Annotated in this window: 11 protein-coding genes and 2 pseudogenes; 8 read left to right on the forward strand and 5 right to left on the reverse strand. The window is 55.5% G+C overall.

Annotated elements, in window-relative coordinates; genetic code table 11:
• Positions 1-262: 262 nt before the first annotated feature.
• The 4 genes from ABJZ52_RS09525 to ABJZ52_RS09540 form a co-directional block, all read right to left on the reverse strand.
• The gene (locus tag ABJZ52_RS09525) at positions 263-724 is read right to left on the reverse strand and encodes a hypothetical protein (RefSeq protein ID WP_348187654.1); all 462 of its coding nucleotides are present in this window, start codon (positions 722-724) and stop codon (positions 263-265) included.
• Between the two features lie 282 nt (positions 725-1,006).
• The gene (locus ABJZ52_RS09530; RefSeq protein ID WP_348187651.1) at positions 1,007-1,633 is read right to left on the reverse strand and encodes a LysE family translocator; all 627 of its coding nucleotides are present in this window, start codon (positions 1,631-1,633) and stop codon (positions 1,007-1,009) included.
• Positions 1,634-1,772: 139 nt separating this feature from the next.
• Positions 1,773-2,705, reverse strand: a complete 933-nt coding sequence (locus ABJZ52_RS09535) for a hypothetical protein (protein WP_348190055.1) — start codon at positions 2,703-2,705, stop codon at positions 1,773-1,775.
• A gap of 21 nt (positions 2,706-2,726) precedes the next feature.
• Positions 2,727-3,734: a fatty acid desaturase family protein gene (locus ABJZ52_RS09540; RefSeq protein WP_348190057.1), complete on the reverse strand. Its 1,008-nt coding sequence runs from the start codon at positions 3,732-3,734 to the stop codon at positions 2,727-2,729.
• A gap of 483 nt (positions 3,735-4,217) precedes the next feature.
• Here ABJZ52_RS09540 and ABJZ52_RS09545 point away from each other — a divergent pair.
• From ABJZ52_RS09545 to ABJZ52_RS09580, 8 genes and pseudogenes are all read left to right on the forward strand, one after another.
• Positions 4,218-4,898, forward strand: a pseudogene (locus ABJZ52_RS09545) (transposase).
• A 481-nt stretch (positions 4,899-5,379) separates the two neighbouring features.
• The gene (locus tag ABJZ52_RS09550; protein WP_348190059.1) at positions 5,380-5,661 is read left to right on the forward strand and encodes a universal stress protein; all 282 of its coding nucleotides are present in this window, start codon (positions 5,380-5,382) and stop codon (positions 5,659-5,661) included.
• A gap of 49 nt (positions 5,662-5,710) precedes the next feature.
• The gene (locus tag ABJZ52_RS09555; protein ID WP_348179873.1) at positions 5,711-7,216 is read left to right on the forward strand and encodes an alanine/glycine:cation symporter family protein; all 1,506 of its coding nucleotides are present in this window, start codon (positions 5,711-5,713) and stop codon (positions 7,214-7,216) included.
• Between the two features lie 263 nt (positions 7,217-7,479).
• Positions 7,480-8,533, forward strand: a pseudogene (locus tag ABJZ52_RS09560) (IS3 family transposase); the annotation flags it as partial.
• A 100-nt stretch (positions 8,534-8,633) separates the two neighbouring features.
• Positions 8,634-9,023 carry a transposase gene (locus tag ABJZ52_RS09565; protein WP_348184374.1) on the forward strand — a complete coding sequence of 130 codons (390 nt, stop codon included), beginning with the start codon at positions 8,634-8,636 and terminating at the stop codon, positions 9,021-9,023.
• A complete protein-coding gene (gene tnpB / locus ABJZ52_RS09570; RefSeq protein ID WP_348184375.1) occupies positions 9,020-9,367 on the forward strand; it encodes an IS66 family insertion sequence element accessory protein TnpB in 348 nt (115 codons plus the stop codon). Before ABJZ52_RS09565 ends, tnpB begins: the two co-directional genes overlap by 4 nt.
• Before the next feature lie 64 nt (positions 9,368-9,431).
• Entirely contained in the window at positions 9,432-11,069 is a 1,638-nt protein-coding gene (locus ABJZ52_RS09575) for an IS66 family transposase (RefSeq protein WP_348184376.1), read from the forward strand.
• Positions 11,069-11,365, forward strand: a complete 297-nt coding sequence (locus ABJZ52_RS09580; RefSeq protein ID WP_348184377.1) for a hypothetical protein — start codon at positions 11,069-11,071, stop codon at positions 11,363-11,365. Before ABJZ52_RS09575 ends, ABJZ52_RS09580 begins: the two co-directional genes overlap by 1 nt.
• Here ABJZ52_RS09580 and ABJZ52_RS09585 read toward each other — a convergent pair.
• The gene (locus tag ABJZ52_RS09585; RefSeq protein ID WP_348322438.1) at positions 11,318-11,605 is read right to left on the reverse strand and encodes a transposase; all 288 of its coding nucleotides are present in this window, start codon (positions 11,603-11,605) and stop codon (positions 11,318-11,320) included. The two genes, ABJZ52_RS09580 and ABJZ52_RS09585, sit on opposite strands and share 48 nt — an antisense overlap.
• Positions 11,606-11,680 lie beyond the last annotated feature (75 nt).

The raw sequence follows: 11,680 nt of genomic DNA on the forward strand, positions 1-11,680 counted from the left end.
GGATCGTATTGTCACCGCCGCAAAGCCTCAAGCGCGACTTTCGCCTTAAACGCGTCCGAAAAATTCCGGCGTTTCGCCATTCTCGTATCCCTTCAAATCAGTGGGATACACCTTAGAAACCTGTTCGGATTTCCGGGAGCACTTCACTAACTTTTTGTTTTCAAAATAAAAACAAGAACTCGAAAGAAATGGTGCAAGTGTCCCGGTCGACGGCGCCCCAAACCCGCCGTTCAAATTCTGCCACGTTCCCTTGGCTTGTCCGCTACTCGGAAGACTTAAGCTCCTTCTCGAGCCAACTGCGAACATCGGTCGCAAAATTATAAAAGTCGCCCCTGACCATACCGCTCTGCTGGAGCTTAACGAGCTCTTTTTCGATCACACGGATCTTCGACCGCAACGACTGGTTTTTCGTCCGAACTCTTAGCTGGTCGATGACCTCCAGCGCCCTCTCGACCAGCTCCAACCCATCATCCGCCTTATAACCCTTGATATCCCTTTCCAGGTTTCTCAGAGAGATCCAACTACCGAGCGGACGACTTACCCCCACCCTCAAATTCTTGAGCTTTTCGCCAGGCACGTGCCTTGACGAACCATCCACCGGCCCGCCGGTCTGTTTGACGGTTTTACGACCTAATGGCTGCTCAACATTCTCGGCACCGCCTTGAGAAGCAGGCAACTGCGACGGGGTTCGCGGAAATCCGCTGTCTGACTTTGAATTTACCACAATATTTCCTCGCCCGCTGAGTAACCGGCAACGTGATGGTGAACCGACGCGACATAAAAACAGTCTTACACCAAACCCGGAACTTACAATAGACGCCACTCCAAGCCGTCACATCCTCACCAGAGTGATCACCAATGGACTTCATCATTCCCACTGGTTACTCCCCATGCCAATCTGGCGCGGTTCTTTTTGTTACACCAGCCTCTACTTTTTTACCGAATCCAAGACTTGCGCTGTCCGTACGCGGGAGCTCTTTAGCGATAGAACGCCGTAACAGGCACTTCAGGACCCCGACCCTAATAGAGGCATGTCTACCATGCTCCTCGCGACGGAGCAGACCAGAAAAACTGCCATTGCAAGATTGAATAATCTGAACCGCAAAGGGCTGTTCAGAAGACGCGAGAAAACGTGACCAAGCATCGTCCAAAGTCCTGCGACAGGCAGCCCCACTGCCACGAAAACAACCGCGATAACAATCACCGAACTCCAAAAATCTTCACGCTGAGGAACAAAGACAGCAAGCACCGAAACATATTGGCTCCAGATCTTTGGATTGACCCACTGGAATGCAGCGGCTTGAAGGAAAGTCAGCGGCCTGGCGCTGTCTTTATCCTGCGGGTGGGGGGACGTAGCGATCTTGAACGCGAGCCAGAAAACATATGCAAGGCAAAGATGGCGCAATATCGCGCGGACCGAATTGTATTCGAACAAGACACTTGCTCCGGAGGCAAGAACAAGCAGTAAAATAGGCGAGCCCAGACTGACACCCAGCATATGAGGGACCGTGCGCCGAAAACCGAAATTCGTGCCGGAGCTTGAGAGCATCAAATTGTTCGGGCCAGGAGAGGCCACGAGAGTCAGCGCGAAGATCCCTACAGGAAAGATCAAGGTTGTCGTGAAGTCTTGCATGAAGGTCCAAACACTCAGTTTTTCGAACGGACAGAAATTGCGCCGACCACCCACTCTGTCTTCTTGGCACCGCGCAGGGTGTGTGGCTCCCTGGCCGCTGTCACGATGCCATCGTCATTGGATGTCCAGCCACCAAGAATCAGGCATCCGATCCCAAACAGTGCCGTAGGGCGACGACAGAAGCGGTCATCTTGTTTCGTGCCTGTTTCCAGATGATGCTTTCAGAACCATCCATGACATCATCGGTCACTTCGACCTGTCTCTGCGCTGGCAGATCGTGCATGAAGACACCGCCAGCACTCAGGGTTCGATCAAGAAATGCACGATCAACGCGAAAGCCTTTGAACTTCTCTCGCCAGTTGCCTTCACTGGGCGCGATCCCCATGGAAGCCCACCGTGTTGTGTAGACTGCTTCGAAGCGGTCACAAATGTCGTCTATCGAATACAGTTGCTTGATATGCGATCCGTTGCTGCGCGCCAACGTAGCCAGTGTTTCAAGCTGCTCGCTACTCAAGCTGAATGTATCCGGTGTAACCAACGTCAACTGAATTCCGGGGGTCATGGCCGCCGCCAGAGCGAGGGAATACATAGTGTTGTTGGCGGCCCCAAGATACAAAATGCGGATACCCTCAAGCAGACCGAAGTGCTCACGCATGGTTATCAAATCGGCAATGGCCTGAGTCGGATGCTCCTGACGGCACAATGCGTTGATCACAGGCATATCGGTTTTCTGCGAGATGGCAATCAATTCCCTCGGATCACCATTGGTTCTCATGACGAGCAGATCAAGGTAAAGCCCTAGGGCCGCACCGGTATCCGAGAGCGTCTCACCCGAGCCCACCTGAAGGTTTGTTCCTGAATAGGCAATCGTCTGTCCGCCGAGGAGTTGCACGGCTCGATGAAACGCGGTCTGTGTCCGGGTCGACCTCTGTGAAAAATAAAGCCCGACTAGTTTCCCGCTCAAGCTCTTATCATACGTTTCCGGCGGACGGGAGGCAAGTTCAACACCCTGTGAGACGAGCGCCGCAAGGCTTTCGGCCTCAAGATCGAGAATTGAAATCAGATTCCTCATGTTCGCTCAAACCTTCGCTTTTTAAACCAGATGCACTTTGGAGATATATTGAAATAGGGTATCGCCGCAGGTGGCGCCCTCGCCTTTTGAAAATATCCCGGCGCAGCTCTTGTTCCACCGCTGGTATTCAGGGTCCTTTGCCCGAATCCTGCTCGCCTTCTTCAGATTCCACATCGGAATGCGCGGGTTGAGATGATGCTCGAGATGGTAGTCATCGTTATGAACACCGGCGAGGAAATGCTCGAGGAAGTTGCCCTGGCGATTCCTGCTCATGTATATGTCTTTTTCTCCGCTTTCCATCAGCGGAAAATGCTCCGACAACTCAATGAACCAGCCTATGATCATTGCTGAAGTAAACAGGGGTACGATCCAGAAAGCGATCAGTATCCAGAAGTACTCGAGATAGAAGGCAGCGGTCAGAATCGCCAACCATTGGATTGTGAATATTATACGATCCTGCCGTGCAGTCACGATGCTTCGCACCTCACGGAAGTTGGATTCCCGCGTGCTCAGGAAACGATCTTTGACGACGTAAAAGATATACTTCGGGATCATCAGGCCCAGCAAAGCGTTTCTGACGAACTTATTGTAAAATTGCTTGGGATTCTTGATCAGATAAAAACCGAGTTCGATTTGCTGATGATAATCGGGATCCGCGGTCTCGCTACCAAACATGCCGTGATGCCGGACCACATGCGTCTGAATGTACCTAAAGTATTGTTGACCGACCAGATAGCCGGCAAACACAGTACCGACCAGGTAGTTCCAAATTGGGTTGCACGCCGCGGTTCCATGCGCCGCGGCGTGCATAATGTTGGCCAAGCCCCTTTGCCTGCTCCCGATTACCAGCCAGGCAAAAGGATAGAACAGCCAACTCACCGAAAGGCAAAGCGCCACACAGGCTCCGATGACCAGATAGTCTTCAGCAACAAGCAGAACAATACGCCAGTTCCCGATTTTGGTTAGGGGAACGAGTTCATCGACGATTTCTTCGCTAAACCTGTGCTTCTCTATTCTCCGCTTTCCCATCAAAGGTTCCTCTGCAATATCGCACCGGAAGATTTTAGGCCAAAAAAACGGGGCATTTAGCCTGTGCCGCTAACACCTCAACACACCATTTTCTCCCTTAAAATTTAAGCGTCCCAGGGTCGCATCACATGTGACATCCAACACAGCCCCGCCGCATTTTCCGAAATCATCGCTCCGAAGCGGTGGGCTTTGCGGCATGCCTTTTCAGGCTCCGAACGTGTTTTTTGCCCCGTAGGCGCAAGATTCGGCGGCTCTTGGGAAACAGAACTGCATTCGCTCCGAACCGGACCTTTGCTGCCTGCGCCTGAAATTTTTCCTTTGCACCTCGCCCGAAAGTCGTTCTCAGCGGCGCCCAACCCGCCCTGCATGGCCGCAACTTGTGTTTCCCCTGAGAGGTAAATTTAAATTTATTGATTGATATCAGAGGGTTGTGATTCAACCGTCTTTGTCGAGAAGATGGAGGATCGGATGCCCTAGGATGATATCACTCGCAAGCAACATAACCGGCCCCATCTTCGTTATCCAAGCGATTTGACGGACCACGAATGGTCCGTAGTGGCGCCTTTGATCCCACCGGCCAAGTCCGGGGGACGACCGCGAACGACCGACATGAGGGAGGTGATGAACGCGATCCTCTATCTCGCGGGCAGCGGCAGTCATTAGCGTGCGCTGCCGAGAGACTTTCCTCCAGTCTCAACGGTACGAGGTTATTTCTATTGCTGGCGCGATAGCGGGCCTTGGCAAACCATCAACCAGATCCTTGTTGCCGCCACGCGGGAACTGGAGGGGCGTGAAGCCTCGCCAACCGCCGGGGTCTCCGGCTATGACGCAGGCAAGAAGATCAAGGGGCGCGAGCGCCATATCATCACCGATACGCTTGGCCTGATGCTGTTCGTGCCGGTTCATGCGAGCGACAAACTCCGCGCCGCATTGGTCGGCTGCTGCGTGCGGACCATCGAGAACATCAAGCGCTCAGATATCGCCAAAGGCCTCCACGTCTTGCCCTGGCGATGACTAGCCAAACGTACCTTAGGGTGATTCGGACGATGCCCCAGGCTTGCAAAGGACTGGGAACAATCCATCGAAAGTGCCACCGCACGGGTCGCCATTGCCAGTATCAGGGTCATGACGCGTAGGCTCACAACCTATTGTCTTATCTCATGAAATCATGAACCTGCCCCTGAGACACGTTCCGGATGGTGCGCCATCAGATAACAGTGGGTTCTCACGCAGAAAATCGGCATGCCTATCACAAAGAGCACAGCAAGCGCCCTCGCTTCGGGATTAAATAATTCATGCACTAAGGAACGCGCCGTAGCGGAAAAGGGTCGAAAGGCGACCCAACCGCAGAAAATTCAACGAATGGCGTCGATTGCTTGTGTAGCGGACGTGCCTCACCGGGAAACGGAGACTGTGCGGGCGACCGTGGCCGTTTGCTCCGACGGTTTCGTGGTTTTCATTGGCGTGAAATCGCGTTCGCAATGGAGGGAGAAGTGCATGTCTGATGATTATATTTTTGATTTCGATGAGGCCGATTCCGCACGTTGGGCTCACGCACTTGCTGCCGCTACATCCCGGGTCACGAAGGCCCGAGTTCATCTTGTTCATGTTCTGGAATGGTCTCCTCACAGCTATTTGACTCAAGATGAATTGGTCGCGCGTCTCAGGCGTCGAGAAGCGGAACCGACGAGATCAAAGTATCGTGGGTCCGGTTGTGGCTGAGCTTTCCGTTTGCGGTACTCAGGCAACGAGCGAATCCCTTTACGGGCACACGGGAGAGATAATCTGTGAGACTGCTGAAAAGCTCGGCGACTGCCAAATCTTCATCGGACGCCAGGGCTCGCGAAAGTTGGCTGACCGCCTGCTTGGTGGACTGGAAATCAATCTGATTCAAGCGTCCACCGTGCCAGTAACGATCATGCGTTAAGCCCCCCCCCCCTGCAACATTGGAATAGTTCCTTAAAAAGTTGAGATTGATGAAAAAAATACTCTATGCGGCGGCTTCAGGCTTTCCGCTCGTACCCGGAAGCGCCTTTGCTGGCATCGACGAAACCATCAACACCGCCCTTGCCCCCTTGTCCAACGCCGTAGCGTCGACAATTTTTTATTCGGTGCCGGTCGCCGGAACTCAGTTCCCGCTTATTGTTGGATGGCTGGTGCTGGCGGCAGCTATTTTCACGGTCTATTTTGGGTTTATCCAGGTCCGGGCCTTCGGTCATGCCATATCGCTAGTCAAAGGAGATTATACCCAGCAGAACAATTCCGGAGAGGTCTCTCATTTCCAGGCGCTTACGACCGCCCTTTCTGGCACAATCGGCCTTGGCAATATTGCAGGTGTTGCGGTTGCCCTCTCCATCGGCGGCGCTGGCGCCACCTTTTGGATGATCGTTGCCGGACTACTCGGCATGGCTTCCAAATTCACCGAATGCACCTTGGGAGTAAGGTATCGTCTGGAACTGCCGGACGGTACGATCTCCGGCGGTCCGATGTACTATCTTTCAGAGGGATTGGCGGAGAGGGGCAAAGCACGCCTCGGCCGGTTCCTCGCTCTTTTCTTCTCGGTCTGCTGTGTCGGTGGCGCGCTTGGTGGCGGAAATATGTTTCAGGCCAATCAGGCCTTTCAGCAGCTTGTCAACGTTACAGGCGGCAACGCCAGCCCCTTCGCCGACTTGGGCTGGCTCTTTGGGCTTATTATGGCGGCGCTGGTCGGTTTCGTGATAATTGGTGGCATCACCTCAATCGCCCGAGTAACGGAAAAGATCGTTCCCTTCATGGCACTACTCTATGTTGGTATCTGCCTCTTTATTATTGCGCTCAATTTCGACAAACTTGGCTGGGCAGTCAGTCAGATTATTGGCGGAGCCTTCTCGGCGGAAGGCATAGCAGGTGGCGCCGTTGGAGCCCTTATCCAGGGGTTCAAACGCGCTGCATTCTCCAACGAAGCCGGCGTGGGCTCGTCGGCCATTGCTCATGCAGCCGTTAAGACGGACGAACCGACAACGGAAGGTGTCGTTTCACTCCTGGAACCCTTCATCGATACGGTCATCATCTGTACCATGACCGCTTTGGTGATCATTTTCACCGGCGCACTCGACAGCGGCCTCACAGGCGTTGAACTGACTTCCGTAGCATTCGGCGCTGAGCTTTTCTTGTTTCCCTATCTTCTGGCACTGGCCGTCCTGCTCTTCGCCTTCTCCACAATGCTGTCATGGTCATATTATGGTCTGAAAGCATGGACCTATATGTTCGGTGAAGGACCACTCGCAGCCAATCTGTTCAAGTCGATCTTCTGCGTCTTTGTGATCATCGGCGCCTCCATGAGTCTGGGGCCCGTGATCGATTTCTCTGATGCCATGATCTTCGCAATGTCGATCGCCAATGTCATCGGCCTATACATCCTGATGCCGGTGGTGAGAAAAGAGACGAAATGCTACTTCGCGAAGCTTAAAGCCGGTGAAATCCGGAAAGTGGCGACAAACTGAAGGGGCTCGATGGATGTCACTGCCAATCGTCTTGACCTGCCGCTGTACTTTCATCTGTCTGGAGCTTAATCAGAAACTGGGTGAAGAAAGCCGCGTATAGAGGCGAGCCAATCAGCTCTGGTTCGCCTCATTCGCCTATGTCCTGATCTGTACCTTTCGCCCTATAGGTCCGGCTCCTGTTCGCCATCAGCGCCTATGGGTCCAACTAGGGTTATGTGATAAGAGAGATTTGTTGGCTCATCGTAACCACTGAGGAGTGGTGCATGAGACATCCAACTGGAACACGTAAAAGCTCTGGCGAGAAGCTCGTCAAAGACATCAAACGAGCCACCCGCAAGCATTACTCATCCGAAGAGAAGATACGGATCGTCCTGGATGGCTTGCGTGGCGAAGACAGCATCGCTGAGCTGTGCCGTCGCGAAGGCATACCCCAGGGCATCTACTACAAATGGTCGAAGGATTTCATGGAGGCTGGCAAGCGCCGGTTAGCCGGCGAAACAGCGCGTGCTGCGACGACCGATGAAGTCAAAGACCTACGCCGTGAGGCCTGTGACCTTAAGGAGGTCGTGGCGGAGCAAGCGCTTGAGTTGCGGCTTCTAAAAAAGTATGTAGGGGATGAGGGCGACCAAGAATGAGGTACGCAGCATCTGAGAAGCTGGAGATCATCCGGCTTGTCGAAGGATCGCATCTGTCAGCACGTCAGACACTCGCCAAGCTCAGCCTCCCCCGCACCACGTTCTACCGTTGGTATGATCGTCATCTTCAGCGTGGCGCAGCTGATTTGCAGGACCGATCTCCCAGGCTAAAACACGTCTGGAACCGCATCCCTGACGAGGTGCGGCGCAAAGTCGTGACGCTGGCATTGAAGGAGACGGACCTGTCGCCACGGGAGTTGGCGGTGACGTTCACGGATCGGGAAAGCTACTTTGTATCAGAAGCTTCAGTTTATCGGGTGCTGAAGGCGCATGACCTGATTACCAGCCCAGCCTTTATCGTGATCAAGGCCGCCAGTGAGTTCAAAGACAAGACGACTGCGATCAATCAGCTCTGGCAGACGGACTTCACGTATCTCAAGGTTCTCGGGTGGGGCTGATTCTATCTCAGCACGATCCTGGATGACTACAGCCGCTACATCATCGCGTGGAAACTCTGCACCAACATGAGGGCTGAAGACGTCACCGACACGCTTGATCTGGCTTTACATGCATCAGGCTGCGACCAGGTCCACGTCATTCACAAGCCGCGCCTGCTCAGCGATAACGGCCCAGCTACGTCTCTGGGGATCTGGCTGAATGGTTGCAGGGCAAAGGCATCAAAGGTAACCACCCGGTTGCCACCGCCTGCCTGAATTGAGCCGTTTATTGTAAGATACGTGCATAACGACGTCGTTTGCGACGTGTCTTATGCGGGGTTGTCGATGCGTGGTGAAATTCTTGGGCTTGAGCGGCGAAGGCGGTGGCGAGATGAGGATAAGCTCGGGATCGTGATGTCGGTCGGGGTTAATGGTGCGACGGTAACCCAGGTTGCGCAGCGCCACGATGTGAGCCGACAGCAGATCTATACGTGGCGGCGTGATCTGAAGAAGAAAGGATTGTGGTCGCCGGACGACGGCGCGCTGTTCTTTCCGGTGGAGCTTTCATCCGCGCAGGGAATTCCGGACGTTCGTCCGGCAATCCGTGAGGAGTCGGTCAATTCGGATCCGGTTCCGGTTGAATTGCGCCTGAGCAACGGGCGCTGCTTGCGTTTCGACAGTCGCCTGGATGGGGCCACGCTGAAACAGCTGATCCGGGCGGTGGAAGCGTCATGATCGGCCCGGGGACCGGTGTTCGGGTGTATCTCGCCTGCGGCGTCACTGATATGCGCAAGGGTATCGGAGGGCTTGCAGCTCTTGCACAGGATGTGCTTCGTCAGAAGCCAATGAGTGGAGCAGTGTTTGCCTTCCGTGGGCGGCGGGGTGATCGGCTGAAACTTTTGTACTGGGATGGCCAAGGCTTCTGTCTTTACTACAAGGTCCTGGAGCGTGGCCGCTTCCCCTGGCCTTCGGTTGTCGACGGCACGGCTCGTCTGACTTCGGCGCAGCTGGCGATGCTATGGGAAGGCATCGATTGGCGCAGGCCGGACTGGGGTTCGCCGCCGGCTCGGGTGGGGTGAATTATCTAACTGATTTGCTTTATTTTTTTGGCATATTCATTGGATCTGTGGTTACGTTAGGTTCATGTCTGCCGATGCCGCAAATCTTCCTGATGATCCAGCCATCCTGAAGGCGAAAATCGCCGCTTTGCAGGCGGAAAACGCGAAGATGTCGGCAACGCTTCGGGTCCATGACCAGTTGGTTCAAGCCCTGCGGCTTCGGATTGCCAAACTCCAGAAACAGGCCTTCGGCAAATCCTCGGAAAAGATCGAGCGTGAGATCGAACAGCTGGAACTGGCGCTGGAAGATCTGCTGGTTGCGGTCACAGAGAGCGCCGGCACACCGGTCGACGAAGGTCAGAAAGAGGACGAGCCCGCAGCTGCTGTCAACGGCGCGCGCGTGCACAAGCGGCGGCGGCATCCGGGTGTGTCGGCTGCGACCCCGCGCGAGCGCCGGGAACTGGACCCCGGCACATGCTGCCCCGATTGCGGCGGCGATCTGCGTGTCGTGGGCGAGGACGTCAGCGAAATCCTTGACATGATCGCGGCGCAGCTGAAGGTCATCCAGATCGCCCGGCTCAAGAAATCCTGCCGCCGATGCGAGAAGATGGTGCAATCTCCTGCACCGAGCCGGCCGATCCCGGGCTCAATGGCCGGCGCGGGCCTGTTGGCTTACGTCCTGGTCTCCAAGTTTGATGACCACCTTCCGCTGTATCGCCTCAACGAGATCTTTGGCCGAATGGGCGCCGACATCCCCGACAGCACGTTGGTGGATTGGTGCGGCCGCGCCATGCGGGTGCTTCAGCCTTTGATCGACCGGATCGAGGCCGAGGTCATGGGCAGTGATCTGCTGCATGCCGATGACACTCCGATCCGGGTGCTGGATCGATCCTTGCGGGACAAAGGATCTGGTGGGGGCCTTGGCAAGGGCGTGAAGAAGGGCCGGATCTGGACGTACGTTCGCGACCAGCGTCCATGGTCCGGTGCCGCGCCACCCGGAGCGATCTATTACTTCGCCCCGGACTGGAAGGAGGGGCACGTCCAGCACCATCTCAGGCACGCAAGCGGCATCTTGCAGGCCGATGGTTACAAGGGCTTTGCGAAGCTCTATGAGCCCGGGCTCGACGGAGCCTGCCGGTTCCGCGAGGCTACATGCTGGGCCCATCTGCGCCGGGACTTCCACGATGTCTGGAGCTCAACCAAATCCGAAATAGCCCGTGAAGCACTCGACCGGATCGGAGCCCTCTACGACATCGAGCGTGAGATCTCGGGCCAGCCTGCCGATGTCCGCCGCGCGGCGCGCCAGGCGCGAGCCAAGCCGAAGGTCGACGACTTCAAGGTCTGGGCCGAGCGGCAACTGACACGCTTGCCCGGCAAGAGCGAGCTTGCCAAGGCGTTCCGCTATGGCCTCAGCCGCTGGCCGTCCTTCTGCCTGTTCCTTGAAGATGGCCGCGTGGCGATGGACAACAATGCCGCTGAACGCGCCCTGCGTCCGATTGGAATCGGCCGGAAAAATTGGTTATTCGCCGGCGCCGACACCGGTGCCGAGACGCTCGCGCGTGCCATGACGGTCATCGAAACCGTCAAGATGAACGGGCTAGACCCGCAGGCCTATCTGGCCGATGTTCTCGACCGCATCCACGATCACAAGATCAATCGTCTCGACGAGTTGCTTCCCTGGAACTGGAAACCCATGCAGGTCTCCTGCGCACAGGCTGCCTGATGGCCGCCGTCACTCATGTCACCACACTCGAATGTGTCGCGCAGTTGCTCGGTGAAGACCTCGAGCTTCTGGTGGCCATCGTCGAAAACGATGACAACCTGACCTATGGCAGCATCCTCAGCGTCCAAACTGGTCAGGACGATTACGTTACAGCGCTCACCGACGACGGCATCCACGAATTGAAAGACATGCTCGCCGAAGCCAGAAGCTCAACCGAAAACTGGAACGGCTTCCTCGATGACTTCGTCTCAGATCCCCACGTCATTGCCCGCGTCAAGGCCCAAGCGCCGCGGTAACAATCGGCCGGTTACTTTGGTTTTGTCGTATCGGGCGGCGATCCTGCGGAACTGTTTGACCTTGTTGAACATTCGCTCGATCCGGTTCCTGTCCTTGTAGGCTCGGAAATCGCAAGGTATCGGCTCCCTGCGGTTTGACTTTGGCGGAATGACTGGGCTGATACCAGCGAGCAGAAGCTTTGACGCACGACATCGCCATCGTATCCCTTGTCGGCCAGGAACAGTCGGGGCTTGCTGCAAGGCATCTCCAGAAGGGCGGGAACGGTACTGTAGTAGGAGATCTCGCCGACTGTCAGGACAAAGCCGAGAGGGCGT

Source organism: Roseibium sp., from assembly GCF_039982295.1.
In the GTDB taxonomy this organism is placed as follows: domain Bacteria; phylum Pseudomonadota; class Alphaproteobacteria; order Rhizobiales; family Stappiaceae; genus Roseibium.